The sequence below is a fragment of the Cupriavidus sp. 05N38 genome, assembly GCF_056397345.1.
Genome location: NZ_JBFTNF010000051.1, coordinates 21,840 through 44,512 on the forward strand (window position 1 = coordinate 21,840; position 22,673 = coordinate 44,512).

19 protein-coding genes are annotated in these 22,673 nt (G+C 68.4%); 11 read left to right on the forward strand and 8 right to left on the reverse strand.

Translation table 11 applies throughout. The annotated features are described in order from the left end of the window. Nucleotides 1-1,218, forward strand: a complete 1,218-nt coding sequence (locus AC1DK4_RS29335) for a GGDEF domain-containing protein (RefSeq protein WP_441617051.1) — start codon at nucleotides 1-3, stop codon at nucleotides 1,216-1,218. Here AC1DK4_RS29335 and AC1DK4_RS29340 read toward each other — a convergent pair. Continuing rightward, nucleotides 1,215-2,324, reverse strand: a complete 1,110-nt coding sequence (locus AC1DK4_RS29340; RefSeq protein WP_441617053.1) for an AraC family transcriptional regulator — start codon at nucleotides 2,322-2,324, stop codon at nucleotides 1,215-1,217. The two genes, AC1DK4_RS29335 and AC1DK4_RS29340, sit on opposite strands and share 4 nt — an antisense overlap. A 169-nt stretch (nucleotides 2,325-2,493) precedes the next feature. Between AC1DK4_RS29340 and AC1DK4_RS29345 the strand changes: the two genes are divergently transcribed. The 5 genes from AC1DK4_RS29345 to AC1DK4_RS29365 all read left to right on the forward strand — a co-directional run bounded on the left by AC1DK4_RS29345 (nucleotide 2,494) and on the right by AC1DK4_RS29365 (nucleotide 8,078). Beyond that, nucleotides 2,494-3,627, forward strand: coding sequence for an acyl-CoA dehydrogenase family protein (locus tag AC1DK4_RS29345; RefSeq protein WP_441617055.1), 1,134 nt, complete (start codon nucleotides 2,494-2,496; stop codon nucleotides 3,625-3,627). 63 nt (nucleotides 3,628-3,690) lie between these two features. Beyond that, a complete protein-coding gene (locus AC1DK4_RS29350) occupies nucleotides 3,691-5,217 on the forward strand; it encodes a CoA-acylating methylmalonate-semialdehyde dehydrogenase (RefSeq protein ID WP_441617057.1) in 1,527 nt (508 codons plus the stop codon). Nucleotides 5,218-5,242: 25 nt separating this feature from the next. Further along, nucleotides 5,243-6,145: a 3-hydroxyisobutyrate dehydrogenase gene (mmsB, locus tag AC1DK4_RS29355; protein ID WP_441617059.1), complete on the forward strand. Its 903-nt coding sequence runs from the start codon at nucleotides 5,243-5,245 to the stop codon at nucleotides 6,143-6,145. Then, a complete protein-coding gene (locus AC1DK4_RS29360) occupies nucleotides 6,142-6,912 on the forward strand; it encodes an enoyl-CoA hydratase (protein ID WP_441617061.1) in 771 nt (256 codons plus the stop codon). Before mmsB ends, AC1DK4_RS29360 begins: the two co-directional genes overlap by 4 nt. 8 nt (nucleotides 6,913-6,920) lie before the next feature. Continuing rightward, on the forward strand, nucleotides 6,921-8,078 hold the full coding sequence (locus AC1DK4_RS29365; protein ID WP_441617063.1) for an enoyl-CoA hydratase/isomerase family protein: 1,158 nt from the start codon (nucleotides 6,921-6,923) through the stop codon (nucleotides 8,076-8,078). A 9-nt stretch (nucleotides 8,079-8,087) separates the two neighbouring features. Here AC1DK4_RS29365 and alaC read toward each other — a convergent pair whose 3' ends face one another. The 4 genes from alaC to AC1DK4_RS29385 all read right to left on the reverse strand — a co-directional run bounded on the left by alaC (nucleotide 8,088) and on the right by AC1DK4_RS29385 (nucleotide 11,764). Next, a complete protein-coding gene (alaC, locus tag AC1DK4_RS29370) occupies nucleotides 8,088-9,344 on the reverse strand; it encodes an alanine transaminase (RefSeq protein ID WP_441617065.1) in 1,257 nt (418 codons plus the stop codon). A 153-nt stretch (nucleotides 9,345-9,497) separates the two neighbouring features. Continuing rightward, on the reverse strand, nucleotides 9,498-10,004 hold the full coding sequence (locus AC1DK4_RS29375; RefSeq protein ID WP_441617067.1) for a winged helix-turn-helix transcriptional regulator: 507 nt from the start codon (nucleotides 10,002-10,004) through the stop codon (nucleotides 9,498-9,500). A gap of 146 nt (nucleotides 10,005-10,150) precedes the next feature. Then, complete coding sequence (locus tag AC1DK4_RS29380) at nucleotides 10,151-10,966, reverse strand: siderophore-interacting protein (RefSeq protein ID WP_441617069.1); 816 nt, start codon at nucleotides 10,964-10,966, stop codon at nucleotides 10,151-10,153. Nucleotides 10,967-11,047: 81 nt separating this feature from the next. After that, complete coding sequence (locus AC1DK4_RS29385; RefSeq protein WP_441617071.1) at nucleotides 11,048-11,764, reverse strand: PadR family transcriptional regulator; 717 nt, start codon at nucleotides 11,762-11,764, stop codon at nucleotides 11,048-11,050. Nucleotides 11,765-12,033: 269 nt separating this feature from the next. On the opposite strand from AC1DK4_RS29385, the gene AC1DK4_RS29390 reads away from it, so the two are divergent. Then, complete coding sequence (locus AC1DK4_RS29390) at nucleotides 12,034-12,249, forward strand: hypothetical protein (protein WP_441617073.1); 216 nt, start codon at nucleotides 12,034-12,036, stop codon at nucleotides 12,247-12,249. A 175-nt stretch (nucleotides 12,250-12,424) separates the two neighbouring features. Then, the gene (locus AC1DK4_RS29395) at nucleotides 12,425-14,731 is read left to right on the forward strand and encodes a patatin-like phospholipase family protein (RefSeq protein ID WP_441617116.1); all 2,307 of its coding nucleotides are present in this window, start codon (nucleotides 12,425-12,427) and stop codon (nucleotides 14,729-14,731) included. Nucleotides 14,732-15,012: 281 nt separating this feature from the next. Here the strand turns inward: AC1DK4_RS29395 and AC1DK4_RS29400 are convergent, their stop codons facing one another. Beyond that, on the reverse strand, nucleotides 15,013-15,777 hold the full coding sequence (locus AC1DK4_RS29400) for a TetR/AcrR family transcriptional regulator (protein WP_441617075.1): 765 nt from the start codon (nucleotides 15,775-15,777) through the stop codon (nucleotides 15,013-15,015). Between the two features lie 201 nt (nucleotides 15,778-15,978). On the opposite strand from AC1DK4_RS29400, the gene AC1DK4_RS29405 reads away from it, so the two are divergent. The 3 genes from AC1DK4_RS29405 (at nucleotide 15,979) to AC1DK4_RS29415 (ending at nucleotide 20,039) form a co-directional block, all read left to right on the forward strand. Beyond that, the gene (locus AC1DK4_RS29405; RefSeq protein ID WP_477131939.1) at nucleotides 15,979-17,130 is read left to right on the forward strand and encodes a branched-chain amino acid aminotransferase; all 1,152 of its coding nucleotides are present in this window, start codon (nucleotides 15,979-15,981) and stop codon (nucleotides 17,128-17,130) included. A 409-nt stretch (nucleotides 17,131-17,539) separates the two neighbouring features. Then, nucleotides 17,540-18,532 carry a Bug family tripartite tricarboxylate transporter substrate binding protein gene (locus AC1DK4_RS29410; protein ID WP_441617079.1) on the forward strand — a complete coding sequence of 331 codons (993 nt, stop codon included), beginning with the start codon at nucleotides 17,540-17,542 and terminating at the stop codon, nucleotides 18,530-18,532. Between the two features lie 4 nt (nucleotides 18,533-18,536). Beyond that, the gene (locus tag AC1DK4_RS29415) at nucleotides 18,537-20,039 is read left to right on the forward strand and encodes a M20/M25/M40 family metallo-hydrolase (RefSeq protein WP_477131940.1); all 1,503 of its coding nucleotides are present in this window, start codon (nucleotides 18,537-18,539) and stop codon (nucleotides 20,037-20,039) included. Here the strand turns inward: AC1DK4_RS29415 and AC1DK4_RS29420 are convergent. Together AC1DK4_RS29420 and AC1DK4_RS29425 are read right to left on the reverse strand one after the other, a co-directional pair. Then, nucleotides 20,036-20,944, reverse strand: coding sequence for a LysR family transcriptional regulator (locus AC1DK4_RS29420; RefSeq protein WP_477131941.1), 909 nt, complete (start codon nucleotides 20,942-20,944; stop codon nucleotides 20,036-20,038). The genes AC1DK4_RS29415 and AC1DK4_RS29420 overlap by 4 nt on opposite strands. Before the next feature lie 304 nt (nucleotides 20,945-21,248). Beyond that, complete coding sequence (locus AC1DK4_RS29425) at nucleotides 21,249-22,406, reverse strand: porin (RefSeq protein ID WP_477115795.1); 1,158 nt, start codon at nucleotides 22,404-22,406, stop codon at nucleotides 21,249-21,251. Nucleotides 22,407-22,673 lie beyond the last annotated feature (267 nt).

A 22,673-nucleotide genomic window follows, 5' to 3' on the forward strand; every position in this document is an offset into this window, starting at 1 on the left:
ATGAACGACCCGTTCGCCCTGCTGGCAGTCACGACGCTGCTCAGCGTCATGATGCTGGGCATCGTCTGGTCGCTGCGCCGCAGCGGCCAGCCGGGCGTGACGCAGTGGTGGTACTGCGCCCTGACGGCCATCGGCGCGCTGACGCTGTTTACGCTGCGCGGCAGGATCACGGACGTGCTGGCCGTCGTGGTGGCAAACGGCGCGCTGGCATGGGCGCTGGCGCTGTTCTACGCCGGCACGCTGCGCTTCTGCGGGCGCGAGCCGCCATGGCGGCGCCTGGTGGCCTGCACGCTGGCCGTGATGGGCGGCATCGTGACCTGGCGCTACATCTTCCAGGACTTCAACACGCGCGTGGTGATCGTCTCGGCCTTCCACGCGTGGTTCTGCGCCGCAACCGGCGTGGCGCTGGTGCGCTACCGCCCGCGCGGGCGCGCCACCAGCCATCACCTGACCACCGCCGGCTTCGCTTTCTTCTTTGCCGCGGCGCATACGCTGCGCGGCGTGCTGTCCGCACTGGCCGTCATGGACGACCCCGCCACCATGGCCTCGCCGGGGCTGAACGCGGGCTTCCTGGTGGTGGGCGCGCTGGCCATCCCGGCCCTGAGCATGGGCGCGGTGCTGATGGTCCACGACGCCATGGTGCGCCGGCTGGAAACCATCGCCAATACCGACTTCCTGACCGGCGTGCTGTCGCGCAAGGCCTTCGAGGACGAGGCCGGGCGCGAGCTGGCGCGCGCCGCGCGCGGCGGCCGGGCGCCGGTGCTGCTGATCGTCGATATCGACCACTTCAAGGCGGTCAACGACACGTTCGGCCATGCCACCGGCGATGCGGTACTGGCTGAGTTCGCCCGCCTGGCGGCGGCCAGCCTGCGCGCGCCAGACCGCATCGGCCGCATGGGCGGCGAGGAGTTCGTGGTGCTGCTGCCCGCATGCTCGCTGGACGACGCCCGCCACGCCGCCGAGCGCATCCGCGCCCAGGCCGAAGCCAGCCACGTGGGCCACGCAAGCAATACAGGCAATGCAAGCCGCCCGCCGGACAGCGTGCGCTATACCGTCAGCGGTGGCTACGCCGCATGGCAGCCCGGCGAGACCCTGGCGCAGCTCATGGCGCGCGCCGACGCCGCGCTCTACATGGCCAAGTTGTCCGGGCGCAACCGCATGCTGCCGGACGCTGCCGGCATCCAGGCGCCGGCACCCGTGGGCATGGCGAGTCGCTAGGCCTTGGCCGCGGCCATGGCGGCGCCGGAAGTGTCGGCAGCGGCRCAAGCGCTGGTGGCGCGGTAGGCGCCGGGCCGTGAGCCGGTCCAGCGCCTGAACGCGCGGTGAAAGGCGCCGGGCTCGGCAAACCCCAGCTCGGCGGCGATCTCCGCCAGCGGACGGCTGGAATGGCTGAGCGCCTCGATGGCGAGGTCGCGCCGCAGCTCGTCCTTGAGCTGCTGGTAGGTCCCGCCCTCTTCCATCAGCCGGCGCCGCAGCGACGACGGCGACATGTGCAGCCCCTGGGCCAGTTGCTCGAAGGTGGGCCACCGCTCCGGCGCCAGGGCCCGCAACTGGCGCCGCACGCGCGCCATGATGCTGCTGCGGTCGTTGTACTTGACCACCACGTTGTGCGGTGCGTCGCGCAGGAAGGCCTTGAGGCTGCGCTCGTCCTGGTGCACCGGCTGTTCCAGCCAGGCCGCGTCGAACACCAGCGCCGTGGCGGGCTGGTCGAAGGCCAGATGGCGCGAGTACATCAGCCGGTATTCGGCGGCATAGGGCGGCTGTGCATAGCTGAACGCCGCCAGCAGCACCGGCACGCGCCGGCGCAGCAGCCAGCTCATCAGGCCATGCAGCATGATCAGCATGGTCTCCTGGGCGAATACGCCCGGCGGCCGCTGCGAGGTAGCCGCCAGTACCAGCGCCGCGCGCTCGTGCCCGGCGGCGGCTTGCCCGGCCATGGCCTTGCCGAGGTCGTTGCCGGCCGCCACCGCGCCCTCGCGCACCAGGCGCACGCCGATATCGTCGAGCAGCAGGCCGAAATAGCGCGCCACCCGTTCCAGCCCCTGCGCCAGCGTCTTGCTGCCCGCCACCGCGTGGCACAGCATGGCGAAGCTGCCGCATTTCATCCGGCGCGAATCCTGGCCGAAGAATTCGTCGTCGAGCGCGGCGGCCACCTCCATCCACAGGGCGCTGTAGCTGGCGGCCGAGACGCGCGCCTGCGGCACCGCCAGCAGCGCCGGCGCGATGCCGGCGGCCTGCAGCACCGGCTCCGGGGCAATGCCGCGCGCGCGCAGGCCGGCAATGGCGTGGTGGACGAAACAGATGGCGACGCTGTGTTTTTCCATGGGCAGGCAGGCGGGGACTGGCGAAGGAACTGGCAAACGAGTTCAGCAAATCTGGCGGATTCTGGCATAGGACCGTCCCTGCCGTCTTCCTACACTGCTGCCAGGCCTTGCCGGAACGTTGCACCAGCGCCCCGGCCAGCAACCCCACCTACCYCCACCGCGACCCGCCATGCCACACGACCTGACCGAACAGCAAGCCATGATCCGCGATACCGCCCGCGCCTTCGCCGGCGAGCGCCTGGCGCCGCGCGCGGCCGCGTGGGACCGCGCCGCCGAACTGCCGCCCGAGGTGGTGGCCGAGATGGGCGCGCTCGGCCTGCTGGGCATGATCGTGCCGGAGCAATGGGGCGGCACCTACACCGACTATGTCGCCTACGCGCTGGCCATCGAAGAGATCGCGGCCGGGTGCGCAGCCTGCGCCACGCTGATGAGCGTGCACAACTCGGTTGGGTGCGGGCCCATCCTGCACTACGGCAGCGAGGCGCAGAAGGCCCGCTACCTGCCCCGCCTGGCCGCGGGCGAGATCATCGGCGCATTCTGCCTGACCGAGCCGCAGGCCGGCTCCGAGGCGCACAACCTGCGTACCCGCGCGCGGCCGACGGACGATGGCTGGGTGCTCAACGGCAGCAAGCAGTTCGTCACCAACGGCCAGCGTGCCGGCGTGGCCATCGTGTTCGCCGCCACCGAACCGGAACAAGGCAAGCGCGGCCTGTCGGCCTTCGTGGTGCCCACCGACACGCCCGGCTTCGTGGTGCACACGCCGGAGCGCAAGCTCGGCATCCGCGCCTCCGACACCTGCGCCATCACGCTGGAAGACTGCCGCGTGCCGCACGACGCGCTGCTGGGCGAGCCCGGCGAGGGCCTGCGCATCGCCCTGTCCAACCTGGAGGGCGGACGCATCGGCATCGCCGCGCAGGCGCTGGGCATCGCGCGCTCGGCCTTCGAGGCGGCGTGCCGCTACGCCGCCGAACGCGTGCAGTTCGGCCGCCCGCTGCGCGAGCACCCGCCCATCGCCAACATGCTGGCCGACATGGCCACCGAACTGAACGCCGCGCGCCTGCTGGTGCACCGCGCCGCGCATATGCGCAGCGCCGGCCTGCCCTGCCTGTCCGAGGCCTCGCAGGCCAAGCTGTATGCCTCCGAGCTGGCCGAGCGCGTATGCTCCAAGGCACTGCAGATCCATGGCGGCTACGGCTACCTGGAGGACTACCCGGTCGAGCGCCACTACCGCGACGCCCGCATCACACAGATCTACGAAGGCACCAGCGAGATCCAGCGCATGCTGATCGCGCGCAGCCTCTAAGCAGCATGCCTGCCCCTTTCCCGCCTTGTACCACCCGAACCTAGAACCGACGGAGACCACCCAATGAGTGCCCAGCCCGCTACCGCAACCACCGCCGTTCCCACCGTCAAGCTGCTGATCAACGGCGAGTGGGTGGAATCCGCCGCCACCGAGTTCCGCGCGGTGGTCAACCCCGCCACCCAGGAAGTGCTGGCACGCGTGCCGCTGGCCACGCCGGCCGAGGTGAACGCGGCGGTGGGCGCCGCGCAGCACGCCTTCGCCACCTGGCGCCACACCCCGCTGGGCGCGCGCCTGCGCATCATGCTCAGGTACCAGGCCCTGATCCGCGAGCACAGCAAGCGCATCGCCGCCATCCTCACCGCCGAGCAGGGCAAGACCCTGGCCGATGCCGAGGGCGACATCTTCCGCGGCCTGGAAGTGGTGGAGCACGCCTGCTCGATCGGCACGCTGCAGCAAGGCGGCTTTGCCGAGAACGTGGCGTCCACGGTGGATACCTACACCCTGCAGCAACCCATCGGCGTGTGCGCCGGCATCACGCCGTTCAACTTCCCCGCCATGATCCCGCTGTGGATGTTCCCCATGGCCATCGTGTGCGGCAACACCTTCGTGCTCAAGCCGTCGGAGCAAGACCCGCTGTCCACCATGGAACTGGTCAGGCTGGCGGTGGAAGCCGGCGTGCCGGCGGGCGTGCTGAACGTGGTGCACGGTGCGCGCGAGGTGGTGGATGCCCTGTGCACGCACCCGGATATCAAGGCAATCTCCTTCGTCGGCTCCACCGCCGTGGGCACCCATGTGTACGATCTGGCCGGCGCGCACGGCAAACGCGTGCAGTCGATGATGGGCGCCAAGAACCACGCCGTGGTGCTGCCCGACGCGCACCGCGAGCACACGCTCAATGCGCTGGTGGGCGCCGCCTTCGGCGCGGCCGGCCAGCGCTGCATGGCGACCTCGGTCGCGGTGCTGGTCGGCGCGGCGCGCGAGTGGCTGCCCGAACTGGTCGCCAAGGCTGCCACGCTCAAGGTGGGCGCCGGGCACGAGCCCGGCACCGATGTCTGCCCCGTGGTCTCGGCGGCGGCAAAGCAGCGCGTGACCGCCCTGATCGACAGCGGCGTGCGCGAAGGCGCCGCCCTGCTGCTGGACGGACGCGGCGTGCAGGTGCCGGGCTACCCGGAAGGCAACTTCATCGGCCCGACCGTGTTCGCCGACGTGACCACGGAGATGTCCGTCTACACCCAGGAAATCTTTGGCCCGGTGCTGGTGGTGATCGGCGTGGACACGCTCGACGAGGCCATCGCCCTGGTCAACCGCAACCCGTTCGGCAACGGCACCGGCGTGTTCACGCAGAGCGGCGCGGCGGCGCGCAAGTTCCAGAGCGAGATCGACGTGGGCCAGGTCGGCATCAATATCCCCATCCCGGTGCCGGTGCCCTACTTCAGCTTCACCGGCTCGCGCGGCTCCAAGCTCGGCGATCTCGGCCCCTACGGCAAGCAGGTGGTGCAGTTCTACACCCAGACCAAGACGGTCACGGCGCGCTGGTTCGACGACGCCACCGTGAACGACGGCGTGAACACCACCATCAACCTGCGCTGAGCAGCGTCAACGGCAAGGAGCAAACATGCATATCGCCTTTATCGGTCTCGGCAACATGGGCGCGCCGATGGCCCGCAACCTGCTCAAGGCAGGCCACAGCCTGACCGTGTTCGACCTCAGCCCCGCCGCGCTGGCTTCGCTGCAGGCGGACGGCGCCGCGGTGGCCCGGTCGGCGCGCGAGGCGGCCGCCGAAGCCGACTTCGTCATCACCATGCTGCCCGCCGCGGCACACGTGCGCGCGGCCTATCTCGATGCCGATGGCGTGCTGGCCAGCGTACGGCCCGGCGTGCCGCTGGTGGATTCGAGCACCATCGACCCCGCCACCATCCGCGCGCTGGCCGTTGAAGCCGGCAAGCGCGGCAACCCGATGGCGGACGCGCCGGTCTCCGGCGGCACCGGCGGCGCGCAGGCCGGCACGCTGACCTTCATGGTGGGCGCGCAGCCCGAGCTCTTCGAGCGCATCAAGCCGGTGCTGGCCGGCATGGGCCGCAATGTGGTGAGCTGTGGCGATACCGGCACCGGACAGGTCGCCAAGATCTGCAACAACCTGATCCTCGGCATCTCGATGATCGGGGTGTCGGAGGCGATGGCCCTCGGCGCGCGCCTGGGCATCGAGGCGGGCGTGCTGGCGGGCATCGTCAACACCTCCACCGGGCGCTGCTGGGCCGCCGACACCTGCAACCCCTATCCGGGCGTGATCGAGACCGCGCCGGCCTCGCGCGGCTATAGCGGCGGCTTCGGCGCGGACCTCATGCTCAAGGACCTCGGCCTGGCCGCCGACGCCGCGCGCAGCGTGCGCCAGCCGCTCTTCCTGGGCGCGCTGGCGCAGCAGATCTACCAGGCCATGAGCCATGCCGGCGACGGCCAGCTCGACTTCTCCGGCGTGATCCGCCAGTACCTGGCGCAACCGCAGGAGCCGGCGGCATGATCGAGCACGCCATCGACGGGCATATCGCCCGTATCACGCTCAAGCGCCCGCCCGCCAATGCCTTCCATGCCGAAGGGCTGGAGCAGTTGCGCCAGCTGGTGGCCACGCTGGACGCCGATGCGCGCGTGCGCGCCATCGTCATCACCGGCGACGGCAGCAAGTTCTTCAGCGCCGGCGCCGACCTCAACGGCTTCGCCGAAGGCGACCGCGCCCATGCGCGCGAGATGGCCCGGCGCTTCGGCGAAGCCTTCGAAGCGCTGCAGAACGCGCGCCCGCTGGTGATTGCCGCCATCAATGGCTATGCGATGGGCGGCGGGCTGGAATGCGCGCTGGCCTGCGATGTGCGCATCGCCGAGGAGCAGGCACAGATGGCGCTGCCGGAGGCCGGCGTGGGTCTGCTCCCATGCGGCTGCGGCACGCAGACGCTGCCGTGGCTGGTGGGTGAAGGCTGGGCCAAGCGCATGATCCTGGCCAACGAGCGTGTCGATGCCGCCACGGCCCTGCGCATCGGCCTGGTGGAGGAAGTGGTGCCGGCCGGGCAAGCGCTCGACAGCGCCCTGAAACTGGCCGAGCGCGCCTGCAACGTCAGCCCGCGCGCGGCGGCATTCAGCAAGCAGCTGGTGCACCTGGCACGCCAGGGCGTGCCGCGCGGACCCGCGCTGGCGCTGGAACGCGAGCGCTTCGTCGACCTGTTCGACGGCGAGGACCAGCGCGAGGGCGTCAACGCCTTCCTGCAGAAACGCGCGCCGCAATGGCGCAACGCATAGGAGCACGCATGCGCCTGAACCCGAACGAGGCTGGCCAGCAAGACCCGGCGAGCGCAGCGCAAGCCGCGGCAGCAACTGCAGCCGCGCCCAGCGTGCGCTTCGAAGCGATCAACGGCGTGGGCGTGGTCACGCTGGACCGCCCGCGCCAGCTCAATGCCCTGTCCTACCCGATGATCGGCGCGCTCGACGCGCAGCTCTCGGCATGGGCCGGATGCCCCGACATCGTCGCGGTGCTGTTGCGCGGCGCCGGCGGCAAGGCTTTCTGCGCCGGCGGCGATATCCGCGCGCTGTACGACAGCTTCCACGCCGACACGCCGCTGCACCGCGAGTTCTTTGTCGACGAATACCGACTGGACTTCCGCCTGCACCGCTATCCCAAACCCGTGGTGGCGCTGATGGACGGCATCGTCATGGGCGGCGGCATGGGCCTGGCGCAGGCCGCGCAGCTGCGCGTGGTCACCGAGCGCTCGCGCGTGGCCATGCCGGAGACGGGCATCGGCCTGGTGCCGGATGTGGGAGCGAGCTTCTTCCTTGGCAAGCTGCCGGTGGCGCTATCGCTCTACGTCGGGCTGACGGGCGTGACGCTGGGCGCGGCCGATACGCTGCTGTGCGGACTGGCCGACCTGTCCGTGCCATCGGCCAGCCTGGAGAACCTGGCGCAGACGCTGGCCGCCATCCGCTGGGACGGCGATGTGCTCGGAAAACTGCGCTCGGCACTGCAGCCGCATCTCCATGCCGCGGCAGAGCAGGCCCCGTTGCAGCCGATGCTGCCGGCCGTGCTGAAGCATTTCCGCGCCGACGCCAGCGTGTCCGAGCTGTTCGCCAGCCTCGCGGCGGAAGCCGACCCGCGCTACGCGCAATGGGCGGCCGCTACGCTGGAGGTGCTGCGCAAGCGTGCGCCGCTGATGCTGGCGGTCACGCAGGCGCTGCTGCTGCGCGGCAGGCGGCTGGACCTGGCGAGTTGCTTCCGCATGGAGCTGGGCGTGGTGTCRCACGCGTTCACGCAAGGCGATTTCATCGAAGGCGTGCGCGCGCTGATCGTGGACAAGGACAATGCGCCGCGCTGGCGCGTGCCCTCGCCGAAGGAAGTCAGTGACGCCACGGTGCAATCGTTCTTCGCCAGCCCGTGGCCGCCCGAGGCCCACCCGCTGGCGGACCTCGGCTAGGCAGCCCGCTCAGCCACGCGCCTTGGGTGCGTGGCCGTGCGGCGCGTGCTCGTCCACCGGCACCTTGACCAGGCCGTCGGTGCGGAACATCGCCTTGATGCCGCGCACGGCCTGGCGGATGCGCCCTTCGTTCTCGATCAGGGCGAAACGCACGTACTCGTCGCCATAGTCGCCGAAGCCGATGCCCGGCGACACGCAGACCTTGGCCTTGGCCAGCAACTGCTTGGAAAACTCCAGCGAACCCAGCGCGCGATACGGCTCGGGAATACGCGCCCAGATGTACATCGAGGCCTTGGGGATCTCCACCGGCCAGCCGGATTCGATCAGCCCGCGCGCCAGCACGTCGCGGCGCGTCTGGTAATGCGCGGCGATTTCCTTGACGCATTGCTGGTCGCCTTCCAGCGCGGCGATGGCGGCCACCTGCAGCGGCGTGAAGGTGCCGTAGTCGTGATAGCTCTTCATGCGCGTGAGCGCCGCCACCAGGTCCGGGTTGCCCACCATGAAGCCGATGCGCCAGCCGGCCATGTTGTAGCTCTTGGACAGCGTGAAGAACTCCACTGCGATGTCCTTGGCGCCGGGCACCTGCATGATCGACGGCGCCTTCCAGCCATCGAACACGATGTCCGCGTAGGCCAGGTCGTGCACCACGAAGATGTCGTGCTTGCGCGCCAGCGCGATCACGCGCTCGAAGAAGTCCAGCTCCACGCATTGCGCGGTGGGATTCGACGGAAATCCCAGCACGATCATCTTCGGCTTGGGATAGCTGCCGCGGATGGCGCGCTCGAGCTCGGCGAAGAAATCCACGCCCGGCACCAGCGGCACCGAGCGGATATCGGCGCCGGCGATCACCGCGCCGTAGATATGGATGGGGTAGCTCGGGTCCGGCACCAGCACGGTGTCGCCGCGGTCCAGCGTGGCCAGCATCAGGTGAGCCAGGCCTTCCTTGGAACCGATGGTGACGATGGCTTCGCTGTCCGGGTCGATCTCCACCGCATAGCGCTCCTGGTACCAGTGGGAGATGGCGCGGCGCAGGCGCGGAATGCCCTTGGAGGCGGAGTAGCCGTGGGTGTCGGGCCGCTGCGCGGCTTCGGTGAGCTTGGCGACGATATGCGGCGGCGTGGCGCCGTCCGGATTGCCCATGCTCATGTCGATGATGTCTTCGCCACGGCGGCGCGCCGCCATTTTCAGCTCGGCGGTGATATTGAAGACGTACGGGGGGAGACGATCGATACGCGCGAAGCGGCGCTTGCCTGCGGAGGCGGACATGAATTTTCCTTGAACGTAAGCGCCCGGAACCGTCCGAGCGACGCTGCCGGCCGTTGTTTGCGGCCGAACGGAAAAGATCTTAGCGGCGAATGCGCGTGGCGTCCACGGGTTTTCGCAGCGCGGCGCTATCCAACGCTACGCACGCTACCCACGCTATCCACGCGATGCACGGGATGTGCGCGGCCTGCCGGCGCTGACCGCCTTGCCGCCGGCGCCGTCCACCTTGCGCACCACCGTATCGTCCGGCCCCAGCAGGCGGCCGTCTTCGGCGCGTACCTCGAGGGGCCGCACGGGCTTGCCGGCCACGGCGTCCACCAGCACGGAATGCGCTTCGCCGGGCGCGAAGAAAAAAGCCTCGCCCCACTGGCGCAGCCCCACCACCACCGGGAACAGGCCACGGCCCTTTGCCGTCAGCACGTATTCCTGGTAGGCGCTGCCGTCCGAGGCCGGCACCTGTTCGAGGATGCCGTGCGCCAGCAGCGTGCGCAGGCGGTCGGACAGGATGTTCTTGGCCAGGCCGAGGCTGCGCTGGAACTCGCCGAAGCGGCGCAGGCCGTCGAAGGCATCGCGCACGATCAGCAGCGACCACCAGTCGCCGATCACATCGAGCGAGCGGGCCACCGGACACTCGGCGCCTTCCAGGCTGGTTCGCCGCACCATAGACGCAACTCCGTGAGCAGGCCGCCGGTGCCACGCCGCGGAATGCGGCGCGCGGCGTTGGCGCGGCCCCGGCGGGAACGGCGCCCGCGGCGGAGCGGTTGCATTGTAAAACCGCCTTGCGCCAGCGACAAGGACAAGCCGCGCGCTCAGTCGTCCAGGTTCTCGTGCACGGCGGCGGCACCGGCCTTCCAGTAGCTGGCCGCGCGGATGCGGCCCTTCTCGATGCCGCGCTCGCCCACCAGGTACTGGCGCACGGCGCGGATCGCGGCGCCCTCGCCGGCGGCCCATACATAGCCTTCGCCGCGCGGCAGCGTGATCTCGCGCAGGGCCCGTTCGAGCAGCCCTGCATCACCGTCCGGCGCGCTGTCGCGATGCTGCCAGCGGACTTCCACCTCGGCGCGGCTGGGCAGCGGGATCCGGGCCGCGGCATTGTCCACCGCCACCACCGCCAGCGCGCGCACGCCGGCCGGCAGTTCTTCCAGGCGGCGGCCGATGGCGGGCAGCGCGGTCTCGTCGCCCACCAGCAGGTGCCAGTCGAAGCCGTCGGGAATCACGAATGAGCCACGCGGGCCGCCCACCCCGAGATACTGCCCGGGCGCGGCCTGCGCGGCCCAGGTGGAGGCGGGGCCGTCGCCATGCAGCACGAACTCGAGGTCGAGTTCGCCCGCCACCGGATCGTAGCGGCGCGGCGTGTAGTCGCGCGCGGCCGGCCTGGCCGCGCCTTCGGGGAACACCGGGCCGTTGGGGCCAAGTTCCGGCAGCGCGGGCTTGTGCTGGCCGGGGGCGGGGAAGAAGACCTTGACGTGATCGTCGAAGGAGGCGGAGACGAAGTCCTTGAGGTCGCCCCCGGCCAGGGTGACGCGCAGCAACTGCGGCGACACGTTTTGCGTGCGCACCACCTGCAGCAGGCGCATCTTGAGGGTATGGCGAACGCGTTGGACGGTGAGGTCGCGGGTAGTCATCGGTATCTGGTCCTGTTGGTTGGCTTGTGTCGTGCGGGTGTCCGCAGGGACAGGGGCAAGGGCAAGGGCAAGGGCCGGCGCTCAGCGCGGCGCGGCTTGCGCGGGCGGCTCTGCTTCGATCTCCGCGGTCGCCCGCGCGAGGATGGCGGCGATACGCCGCTGCTCGGCCGGGCTGGCTTCCGTGCGCAGCAGCAAGGCACGCTTGAGCGCCAGCCGCGCCTGCACGAACTCGGGCAGCCAGCCGCCGCGGGTGTCGGCATCGTCTTCGGCAACGCCCGCCTCGGCGTTGTCGCCCGACAAGGCGCGCCGCACCCATTCCATCTTGCGCGCCACGTGCTTGAGCTTGTTGAGCATGAGCGCGAGCCGCTCGCGGTTGGCGTCGAGGTGCGAACGGCCCGGTTCGGCCAGCTGGTAGCGCTTCTTGTTGCCCTCGCTGTCCACGGTGGCGTAGCCCACCTCCTCCAGGAAGGTCAGGGCCGGATACACCATGCCGGGGCTGGGCTTGTAGAAACCATTGGTGCGGGTCTCGAGCGCCTTGATCAGCTCGTAGCCGTGGCTGGGCTTTTCTTCCAGCAGCGACAGCAGCATCAGTTGGAGGTCGTCGGAGCTGAACTTGCGGCCGCGGCGCCAGCTGTCGCCGTCGCCGTCGAAGCCGTCCCCGCCGCCGCCGAAGAAGCCGCCGGGTCCGCCGCCATGGCGGTGGCGCCCGATGGCCTGATGCGGGTGGGACGAAAAGTGAGAAGAAAGGTGGGCAAGCATGTGGTGACCCATCCTGCCCATCATGAGGGGGTGACGCATGGCGAGTGCTCCTGACTATCTAAAAACATATCTTAAGATATATATCGTAAGTAATAAAGTCAAGGCCGGAGAGAACGGAAGCCGTCAGCCAGGCGCGTGGCCGGGTGCGCACGGCATGTTGTGCAGCACAAACCGCGGTAAATCACGAAAACATTCAATTGCCCTGCCCCGGCCCATGATCGAACATGAAAGACGCCTCCCGGCTCTAAGCAGGCACGGCGCGTAGCGCGTCGTGCGCCGCAACGCGCCGCCCACCCGAGGAACACGCCATGGAATTGCACCTGGATGCCGCAAGCCTGCGGCCGCCCCCCGCGGGCGCGGCGCATGCGCAGAAGCACGCCGTGTATCGGGCCAGCGGACCCGGCGCGCGCCGGCGAGGCAAGGACGAGGCGGGCTATGCGGGCCCGCTCAAGCAATCCACGGGCGTGACGCCGGCCACGATGGCCCCGATGCCCCCGCCGGGCCGCGGCCACACCCTGCCCTAGTCGTTATCCGGGCCGGAGCGCATGCCGGCAGCGCAGCGCCGGGCCTTCCGGCAAGCCTTCGCGCGAGCGAGGAAGCCAAAGCCAGCCGTTGCCGTCGCCATCCATGCACTCTTCGTCCTTCCGTACCCGCATATACCGGCTGCCGGCCATGCTGGCGGTCCTGGCGTTGCTGGCCATGTCGGGCGTATCGCGCGATGTGCCGGCCCAGACGGCGGAGCCGGTCCAGCCCAGCGCAGCGGCACCGCTGGCGCCCGCGCAACCCGCGCAACCCGCGCAACCGGCGCAACCGGCCCAACCTGCCCAAGCTACACAGCCCGGCACGCCCGCTGCCCCGGTGGCAGGCCCCCCACCAGTTGTCGGGCGCCCGCGCATCTGCCTGGTGCTGTCGGGCGGCGGGGCGCGCGGCGCCGCGCATATCGGCGTACTCAAGGTGCTGGATGAGCTGCGCGTGCCGATAGACTGTATCGCCGGCACCAGCATGGGCTCGCTGGTGGGCGGGGCCTATGCCACGGGCATGGCGCCGGACGAGATGGCGCAACTGGTCGGCGGCCTTTCCACCGAGAAGCTGTTCAAGGAGCGCCCGCCACGCCAGGACCTGGCGATCCGCCGCAAGATAGACGACCACACCAACCTGGTCACGCCCGAGATCGGCGTCAGCGGCAAGGGCCTGCTGCTGCCCAAAGGACTGGTGTCGGGTGTCCAGCTCGAAACCGTGCTGCGCACGCTGGCGCGGACGCCCGGCTATCGCGATTTCGACTCGCTCCCCATTCCGTACCGCGCGGTGGCCACTGACCTCGTCGCCGGCACCGCGGTGGTGTTCAGCCAGGGCGAACTTGCCAACGTGATGCGCGCCAGCATGTCGGTGCCCGGCGCGGTGGCGCCGGTCGAATACGAGGGGCGGCTGCTGGTGGACGGCGGCCTGACCGATAACCTGCCCGTCGACGTGGCGCACCGCATGGGGGCGGACATCGTCATCGCGGTCAATCTCGGCACCACCCTGATGAAGCGCGAAGACCTGACCTCGGTGATCGGCGTGACCAGCCAGATGCTCAATATCCTCAGCGAGCAGAACGTGCGCGCCTCGCTGGCGCAGCTCAAGCCGCAGGACATCCTGATCCAGCCGGAGCTGGGCGATTTCTCCGCGGGCGACTTCGACAACTTGCTCAAGACCATCCCCATCGGCGAGGCGGCGGCGCGCAAGGTGGCGGACCGCCTTTCGGCACTGGCCTTGCCACCGCAGGCGTATGCCGCGCTGCGTGTGCGCCAGCGATCCCTCGCGCCGCCCGACTCCCGCGGCGTCGACGAAATCCGCTTCGCGCCGATGAAGCGCGTCAACCCGGACTTCGCTGCCGCCACCATGGAGACCAAGCCTGGCCAGCCGATCCAGCAGGACCAGCTCGACCAGGACATGCGGCGCCTGTTCGGCACCGGCGACTTCGAGCACGTCAACTACCGCTTTCTCGAAGAGCCCGGCAAGCGTGTGCTGGCGGTGGATGCCGTCGAGAAATCCTACGGCCCCAACTACCTGCGCTTCGGACTTGGCCTGAACTCGGATTTCCGCGGCGATGCCTTCTTCAACGTACTGGCCAGCTACCGCCGCACCTGGCTCAATTCGCTCGGCGCGGAATGGCGAACCGATCTCCAGGCAGGGCAGACCAGCAGCCTCGTCAGCGAGTTCTACCAGCCGCTCGACGTGCACCAGTACTTCTTCGTCGCCCCGCGCATCGAACTGGAGCGCCGGCCGGTGAATATCTACAGCGGCGGCAACCGCGTTGCCATCTACGACCTCCGGCGCATGGACGCCGCGCTCGACGTGGGCAGCCAGTTCACCAAGTACGGCGAGGCGCGCCTGGGTGTCCTCACCGGACATGAAAACGCCTCGCTCAGCACCGGCCCGGCCCTGCTGAGCCCGGGACCGGGCAGCTTCGGCCGGGGCGCCATCACCGGGCGGCTGCTGTTCGACCAGCTCGACAGCGTGAACTTTCCCCGTTTCGGCTATGGCGGCGCCCTGCGCGTCTACGCGTCGCAGCACGCACTCGGCGCCGACCAGGCCTATGTCAAGGCGGATACCGACGGCACCTTTGCGTGGTCGTACGGCGAGCATACGATCAACGTGGGTTTCAAGGCGGGCAGCAATATTGGTGGCAATCCGCTGCCGCGCTACGACCTGTTCCAGTGGGGCGGCTTCCTGAAGCAATCGGGCTATAGCACGGGTGAACTGATCGGCAGCAACCTGGAGTTCGCGCGCCTCGTCTACTACAACAAGTTCGTCAAGCAGACCCTGCTGGAGGGCGTATATGCCGGCATGTCGCTCGAAGCCGGGCGCATGGGCGGGCCGCTGGTGGCGGGCAGCCCGACCGGGCTGCTCAAGTCAGGCTCGCTGTTCCTGGCGCTGGATAGCCCGGTCGGCCCGTTCTACCTTGCCTACGGGCGGGCCCCGGGCGGGCGCTACAGCTTCTACCTGTTCCTGGGCAAGCCTTGAGGGGATGCATGCGCCTGAACGGCCAGGGAGGCCAGCACATCGAGGCCCGCACCGTACGAGCCGGAAACCCGGCCAAAGAAAAGCCCCTGGCCGGGGTGGTCAAGGGCTGAAGGACTAAAGAGGCGGGTCGCGGGGCACGCCTCAGCGCCGGATCATAGAGAGTCCGGCAGGCGGCGCCATCACCTGATCGGGTGACACATGCACGCGCCTCTGGCTTTTCAGCGCTTTTTTTGCATTTTTGGCGTTTCCTGCTGCGCAAAAACTACACTGGCGGCCGCAATCTACTCGCCCTTGCCTTCTGCCCGCGCGCCAGCCGGCACGATGCGCGGCTTGCTGATCGGCGCGGTCAGGCCTGCCGTGCAGTAGTCCACCAGCTCGGCCACCGGCGGCAGCCCGCGCGGCCCGCGCGCGCGCCGGCACCACTGCGCCAGCGAATACACCGCGCTGTTGTTGAACCAGACCTGCCGCAGGTGCAGCACCTTGCGCGGCATCGCGGGCAGCGCGGCGGCGATCATCCTGCGCGCGCGCAACACGCCGGTCATGGCGTCCGGATCGATCAGGTCGGCATTGACCAGGCTGGGACTGAACGTGGCTTGCGCCAGCACCTGCACGTAGCGTGCGCCCCAGGGGGTATCGCGGATGGTATCGGCAAGCGCACTGATCGACGCTTCCACGATGGCGCGCACATCCCCCGCCAGGCCGGCGGCCTCGACCTCGTCCAGGTAGCGGTTGCGCACCTTGTTGACATGCGTGAGCCGAAAATTCAGCAACTGGCTGACCAGCGCCTCGCGCGAACCGAAGTGATAGTGCAGCGCTGAACGGTTGCGCTGCCCCGCCTCCACCACGATCTGGCGCAGCGGCACCAGCTCGACCCCGTGCTCGGCGAACAGGCGTTCCGCGATCTCCAGCATGCGCCGTGCCGTCTCGTTCTCCAGCGGGCCGGCGGCGGCCTGCGCCCCTTCGGCCGACTTGCGCGGCAGCGGCTTGTCGAGGACGGCGCTGTCGGCGAGTATGGTGGCGAGAGAACGATTGCGTGTACGGGTCATAGGCTCGAAGGATGCCGGCAATGTAATGCATCGGATTATGGGTCTAACGCCATGGTCCCGGCAAGCAAGGGGAAACCGCCGGCAAGCCTTGCTGGTGCAGCGGGCCGCCCCGACCCATCCTCAGGCAGCACATCCATGTAACTTCTACGCCTTCCCTGGCGGCGCGGCCTGCCCGGAGAGCCGCGGCATTGGTACCATCTCGTGGCGTCCTCGCTGGTTCTCGGCGGGGTGGCGCCGGTCACCCCCGCCAATCCAGTTCCGGGCAGGGAATCCTCGGATCATGACAATGGCATCATGATCCTGTTCAACTCAATGGAGAGCTCAATGACAAACGCAGACACCCCCGCTATCGACTGGGACCGGCTGGGGTTCGAGTACATCAAGACCGACCTCCGGTACCGCGCCCACTGGAAGGACGGCGCCTGGCACGAAGAAGGATTGGTCGCGGACAACGTCCTTCATGTCAGCGAGGGCTCGACCGCGCTCCACTACGGGCAGCAATGCTTCGAAGGGCTGAAGGCCTATCGCACGGAAGACGGCTCGATCAACCTGTTCCGCCCCGACCAGAACGCCCTGCGCATGCAGCGCAGTTGCGACCGCCTGCTCATGCCGAACGTGCCGACCGACATGTTCATCAACGCTTGCAAGGCAGTCGTGTCGGCCAACGCCCGCTTCATTCCCCCCTACGGCACCGGCGGCGCGCTCTACCTGCGCCCGTTCGTGATCGGCGTCGGCGACAGCATCGGGGTTCGCACCGCGCCCGAATTCATCTTCTCTATCTTCTGCGTCCCGGTCGGCCCTTACTACAGAGGCGGCCTGAAGGCGCAGATCTTTTCCGTCTCCGACTATGACCGCGCCGCGCCGCACGGCACCGGCGCTGCCAAGGTGGGTGGAAACTACGCGGCCAGCCTGCTGCCCGGCACGCAAGCCAAACAGGCCGGGTTCGCCGACTGCATCTACCTGGACCCCAGGACACGTACCAAGATCGAGGAAGTCGGGACGGCGAACTTCTTCGCGATCACGAAGGATGGCCGCTTCGTCACGCCCCACTCCCCGTCGATTCTCCCCGGCATCACGCGCCTTTCCCTGCTGCATCTGGCGCATGCGTACATTGGCATGCCCGCGGTGGAAGCCGATGTGCTGATCGACCGGCTGGACGAACTGGAGGAAGCCGGGGCGTGTGGTACCGCCGCGGTGATCACGCCCATCCGGGCAATCTCGTACGGGGGGAAACTCCATGTCTTCCACGAAGAGCATGAAACCGGGCCGATCACGCAACGGCTGTTCGATACGCTGACCGGAATCCAGACCGGCCGCATCGAGGCGCCCGAGGGCTGGATCGTCAAGGCCTAGGCATCACCCCTTTCAAGGTGATCAAACGACACGTCCGGCCTTGAGGACGCGCATGGTCGAGACATGACATCGCGCCCCGCAGCCGGCAACGTAGCCTTTCTTCCTGGAGGCTTTGGGTCCGCGCGGATGCTTGCGCGGCGCGCGGGGTCAACGTGAATCGCCATTTTTCTCAGGGCCCGGCCAAGCTGGCCGGGCGTGAGTCGACCATAGCCATCTTGTTGGCAAGTGCTACGGTGACCACGTTCGGCCATCGTCGTTTCTGTTTTTGCTCGACCCACGTCCGGCATGCTCTGCCAGGGCGCAGATTCTCGATCTGGAAAACAAATAGTTTGACCTGAACAATCGATTTCACAACTCAGTCTCGGAATCGTAGAGTGCATGCAAGACCGATCCACCACGAGTTCCCTTCATGCTTTTTGCCCCCCTGAGCCGACGCCTTGGCGTTGCGCTTCTGCTCTCTCTGTCAGGCTTCCCGCTTGCCTCCACCGCCTCTGATGCCGATCCCTATCCCCAGCGCGCGGTCAGGATCGTCGTACCGTTCGGCGCGGGCGGTACTACCGATATCGCGGCACGAGCGCTGGCCTCCAAGCTCCAGGCTCGCCTGGGCCAACCCGTGATTGTCGAGAACCGTGCCGGTGCGGCGACGGCGATTGGCAGCGAATTCGTCGCCAAGGCTGCCCCGGATGGGCTGACGTTGCTGTATTCGGGTTCGACCACTTTCTCCGTGCTGCCAGCGCTGCGGCAGGACCTGCCGCTGAATCCCGACACCACCTGGGCGCCGATCGGCATGGTGGCGCAGACCGCCGTGGTGGTATCAACGCGCGCCACCGGCAAGATCCATAGCTTCGCAGATATCGCCAGGCAGGCCAATGCAGGAGGCGCCGGCGTGACCTACGGCACCTTCGGTCCCGGCTCCGCACCCCACCTGGTTGGCGCGATGATCGCCCGCAGCATCAAGGCAGACATGACGGCGGTGCCGTACAAGGGCAGCGCGCAGGTCTTCACCGATGTCATCGGCGGGCAGATCGACCTGAGTATCGATCCGGTGGCGGTCGTGCAGGGGAATATCAAGGCCGGCAAGCTGCGTCCGCTGGCGATCAGTTCGGCCACGCGTTCACCCTTGCTACCCAACGTGCCGACATTCGCCGAGGTGGGCGTCGCCGGTGGCGAGGCCTCGTTCTGGTATGGACTGGTCGCCCCCAAGGGCACCCCGGCGCCGATCGTGGACCGGCTGCAGGCGGAACTGCGTGCGATCGTGCACGACGCCGGGTATCGCGAAGTCCTGGCCAAGCAGGGCCTGGAAACGCTGTTTGGCGGCGCGGAGGAGTTCCGGCGCAGGACGCGCGTCGAGATCACGCAGTTCCGCCAGTTGGCGCGGGATGCAAACATCCGCATGGAGTGACGCTATGCTGGCTAAATCGACCATGCGCGCTGCTCCCGACCATGCGACGGAAGATGTGCGCGCCGTACAGACCGCGCGCGCGAGCTGGAGCGAGTTTCTCGCGCTGCTGAGGCTGCCGAACGTGACGGCCGACGCCGCGGACGTATGCAAGACGGCCGACTGGCTGTCGCAGGCATTCGCGCGCCGCGGCTTCGCGGTGACGTCGCTGCCAAACGGCGAACGTCCCATGCTGCTGGCCGGGCGCCGCTGCCCGGATCCGGCAGCGCCGACCATCCTCTGCTACATGCATATGGATGCGCAGCCCGTGGCCAACCAGCCATGGAGCCAGCCCAGCCCGTGGCAGCCAACGCTGCGCCCCTCCAGGTCGATGCCGGATGGCGCATACGTCGATCCTGCCGATGCGCTTGCCGGCGACACGATCGATCGCGATGCGCGGCTCGTGGCACGCGCGGTGGCGGATGACAAAGGGCCCATCATGATGCTGCTGGCCGCGCTGGACAGCCTGGCCGAAGAGGCACGCGGCACGTCGGTGCATCTCAAGGTGCTGYTCGACAGCGAAGAAGAGATCGGCGCGCCCAACCTCGGGACGGTGGTGTCGGCCAATCGCGAGGCCCTGAAGGCTGACGCGATGCTGGTACTCGACGGCTCGATGCACGCCAGCAATCGCCCCACCATGATCCTCGGCAATCGCGGCGCGTTCATGACCACGCTGACCGTATTCGGCCCCCGCCGCGACCTGCATAGCGGCCAGTTCGGCAACTACGCGGCGAACCCCGTGTTCCGACTGGCAATGTTGCTGGCATCGATGAAGGACGACGATGGCAGGGTGCGGGTGGACGGGTTCTACGACGGCATTGCGTTGACCGATGCCGACCGCCGCCAGTTCGAAGCCGTGCCGGACGACGACGGTGTCTTGCGCGCGCGTGCCGGTATCGCGCAGCCGGAACGCGTGGGCGGGACCTACCAGGAAGCGCTGCAGTACCCGACGCTCAACGTGGTGGGCGTCGCCGCCGCTCAGGTCGGCGCGGCGGCGCGCACCATCATTCCCGCGCAAGCCACGGCATCGTTCGATGTCCGCACTGTGCCGGAGACAGACCCGGAAAGGCTGTTCGGACTGCTGCGCGCGCACGTCCTGGCGCAAGGCTTCCACCTCATCGAGGGCGAGCCCACCGAGGACGATCGCCGCCTGTACCCGAAGCTGGCGCGCCTGGTGCAGCCACGCTTCAACGGCATGGCCCATGCGGTGCGTACCCCGGCCGACGAGCCCGTGTGCCGCTGGGTGGAAGGCGCACTGGTCGCGGCGCATGGCGAAGCGCCGGTCTGCATCCGCATGATGGGCGGCTCGGTTCCCACCGGCATCGCGGTGCGCGAACTCGGCATCCCGTGCGTGCTGTTGCCGCTGGTCAACGCCGACAACAACCAGCACAGCCACGACGAGAACCTGCGCCTGGGCAACTACATCGACGGCATCCGCACGCTGCGTCAATTGCTGACCCGTCCGTTCTAGCGCTTGCGCGTCTGCGGCGCCGCTTCGGGCGGATGGCCCCGGATAAAGTCGAACAGCGCGGCCGCCGCCGTGGAGAAATTGCGCGGCTCGCGCGTGACCAGGTAGATGTCCCGCGTCAGGCTGCGGTCCAGCGGAATCGCAACCTGATCACGCAGAGCCAGTGCCTGCAACGCCAGGTTGGGAGCGACGCTGATGCCCACGCCAGCGCGCACCATGCCCAGCATCGTATGCAGGTGCTCGACTTCGTGCACGACATTCAGCTGCGCGGGCGCGATCCTGGCGGCGAGCCGCGCCGTGGCGACGCTGCCACGCGGTGCGGCAATGAAGGGATAGGGCAGCAGGTCGTTTGGCTTGAGCGTGCGGCGCGTGGCGAGGGGATGTCCCTTGGGGCAGATCACCGAGAAGCGGTCCGCGTGGAAATGCGCGAGCCGCATGCCGGGCAACATGGACTCCGCCGGTGTCGCGATGGCGAAGTCCGCGTCGCCGTCGCGCGCGGCGGCGATCGCTTCGCGCGAGAACTCGTCCCGCAGCACCRCGCTGATGTTCGGGTGCAGGCGCGCGAATGACTGCAGGATGTCCGGAAACCAGCCGCCGGCAAGGCTCGGTATCACGGCAACCGTGGTCCGTCCGCGCTTGAGCGAAGCATGGTCGCGCACGCTGCCGACCGCATCGTTGATCTCCGCCAGCAGCCGGGCCGCGTGTTCGGCAAAGAGCTTGCCTTCCGGTGTCAGCGCGATGGTACGCGTGGAGCGGTCGAACAGCTTCGCACCGACGTGGTTTTCCAGGGCCGCGATCAGGGCGCTGAAGGCCGGCTGCGAGAGCGCCAGCACACTGGCGGCGCGCGTGAAGTTGCGCGCTTCCATCAAGGCCAGGAAGGCGCGCAGGTCGCGCGTGGAGATGTCCATATTGGGGGTCGGTAAGCAAAGTCCTGTGTCGCGTTCAGCGCTGGGCTGCCGTCACGGCGGACAGGGGACGAGATGCCCTGGTCGCCGCTGAAGCGCGCCTCATGCAACAGCGGTGCAGGCACTATAGCGGATGCCAAATAATGGCTATCGTACAGCATGGAATACGCCGCAACGCGGCGATGGCGACATGCTGTTTCCCTGCGCCCGGCACCGGCCACGCCGTATTGCCTCCGCGGCGATGCGCCCGGACGAACGGCAAGCCAGCGCTATCCGTTCGATCCCGGGCGTACCTGCGTTGCGGCACTCAGAAGATCGTGCGGATACCCAGCGAAATCCCCATCTGGCCGCTCGCGCCCGGCGTCTTGTAATAGGTCTGCGAGGTGGCCGGCAGGTAGCCCACCGACTGGCCGTTCGGCAGGTAGGCGATGTTGTCCCAGTTCAGCGAGGCATTGCGCGCATAGATGACGGCGGCGTAGAAATCAGTGCGCTTCGAGAGGTTGTAGTCGGCCATGGCGAGATACTGCTGCGGATTGGCCGGATTGACCTTCACGCCGCCGATGGTAGCGTGCTTGATGTCGTCGTAGTAGTAGGCCAGTGTCAGCCGCAGCGCGGCGGTGGCCTCCCAGTTCAGGCCCAGCCAGTACATGTCGTCGCGGTGCGGCAGCAGCGTGAAGCCGCCCGTGCCTGGCGCCACCGAGTTGCCCCAGCGATAGCCGCCCGTCAGCTTGACCTTGCCGATCTGGTAGCTGGCGCCGACGGCGGCGCGCATGTCGCGGCCGTACTCGCTGGCCCCGGAGGCGCCGCTGGCTTGCGCCTGGTTGAGCGTCTTGACTTCATCGTAGGCCACGCCCAGCGCGAAGGCTTCGGCCGAATAGGACAGCCCGATGCCATATGCCGAGCCCGCCGTGGCCGAGCCCGCGCGCTCGCCGAAGGACCAGTGCGTATTGAGCGCCACCGGGCCGAACTGGCCTTGGTACTGCACCATATTGCTCTCGCGGAAATTCGGCCCCGCGAAGCCAACCACCGGCTCGAACTCCGGCGCGTACGCGGCGGGCATGAAGTTGGCCATCGTCAGGAAGGACGAAGTGTACTGGCGCCCGAAGCTGACGCGGCCATAGGCGTTCTTGAGTCCGACATAGGCCTGGCGACCGAACATCAGCCCGCCGCCGAGCTGCCCGTTGTCGGTATTGAACTGGTTCTCCAGCACAAACAGGCTCTGCAGGCCGCCACCCAGGTCTTCCACGCCGCGCAGGCCGAAACGCGATTGCGCGATGCCGGCCGAACTCATCAACACCTGCGAGCCGCTGCCGGGTGCCAGCACGCCGCCGCTCACATTCTGCGCATGATTCACGTATTGCAGGCCCGCGGTCACCACGCCATACAGCGTCACCGACGACTGCGCATAAGCTCCCTGCGCCAGCAGGCCGGCGCAGGCCGCACCGGACAATATCTTCTTCTTCATCATTGCTACCCCGTTCTGCTTCGTGAATGAAATCCTGGCCGGCCCGCGGGCTGTTCCTGCCAGGCAGGTTGCGATTAATCTCTCGCATTAGTTGTAATACCCGAGATTAAACTCGGCAGAACGGGTTCGGACATCTGGGGATTACCCCAGCCTCGTCCCTGAGCAGGGCCGGTACCCGGCGCCGCCTGCCGAGGACAGGGCCCAACCGGCGCACGCCGGCTTCCACTAGGGATAATTCCCGAGATTAATCTCTGAGATTATTGCTAT

What these genes read in the sequence shown, in the direction of transcription:
- AC1DK4_RS29345 (WP_441617055.1), top strand. Translation starts at nt 2,494, where the DNA reads ATGCCACACGACCTGACCGAACAGCAAGCCATGATCCGCGATACCGCC.
- AC1DK4_RS29375 (WP_441617067.1), bottom strand. Translation starts at nt 10,004, where the DNA reads ATGGTGCGGCGAACCAGCCTGGAAGGCGCCGAGTGTCCGGTGGCCCGC.
- mmsB (WP_441617059.1), top strand. Translation starts at nt 5,243, where the DNA reads ATGCATATCGCCTTTATCGGTCTCGGCAACATGGGCGCGCCGATGGCC.
- AC1DK4_RS29385 (WP_441617071.1), bottom strand. Translation starts at nt 11,764, where the DNA reads ATGCGTCACCCCCTCATGATGGGCAGGATGGGTCACCACATGCTTGCC.
- AC1DK4_RS29390 (WP_441617073.1), top strand. Translation starts at nt 12,034, where the DNA reads ATGGAATTGCACCTGGATGCCGCAAGCCTGCGGCCGCCCCCCGCGGGC.
- AC1DK4_RS29410 (WP_441617079.1), top strand. Translation starts at nt 17,540, where the DNA reads ATGCTTTTTGCCCCCCTGAGCCGACGCCTTGGCGTTGCGCTTCTGCTC.
- AC1DK4_RS29425 (WP_477115795.1), bottom strand. Translation starts at nt 22,406, where the DNA reads ATGAAGAAGAAGATATTGTCCGGTGCGGCCTGCGCCGGCCTGCTGGCG.
- AC1DK4_RS29400 (WP_441617075.1), bottom strand. Translation starts at nt 15,777, where the DNA reads ATGACCCGTACACGCAATCGTTCTCTCGCCACCATACTCGCCGACAGC.
- alaC (WP_441617065.1), bottom strand. Translation starts at nt 9,344, where the DNA reads ATGTCCGCCTCCGCAGGCAAGCGCCGCTTCGCGCGTATCGATCGTCTC.
- AC1DK4_RS29350 (WP_441617057.1), top strand. Translation starts at nt 3,691, where the DNA reads ATGAGTGCCCAGCCCGCTACCGCAACCACCGCCGTTCCCACCGTCAAG.
- AC1DK4_RS29395 (WP_441617116.1), top strand. Translation starts at nt 12,425, where the DNA reads ATGTCGGGCGTATCGCGCGATGTGCCGGCCCAGACGGCGGAGCCGGTC.
- AC1DK4_RS29335 (WP_441617051.1), top strand. Translation starts at nt 1, where the DNA reads ATGAACGACCCGTTCGCCCTGCTGGCAGTCACGACGCTGCTCAGCGTC.
- AC1DK4_RS29380 (WP_441617069.1), bottom strand. Translation starts at nt 10,966, where the DNA reads ATGACTACCCGCGACCTCACCGTCCAACGCGTTCGCCATACCCTCAAG.
- AC1DK4_RS29360 (WP_441617061.1), top strand. Translation starts at nt 6,142, where the DNA reads ATGATCGAGCACGCCATCGACGGGCATATCGCCCGTATCACGCTCAAG.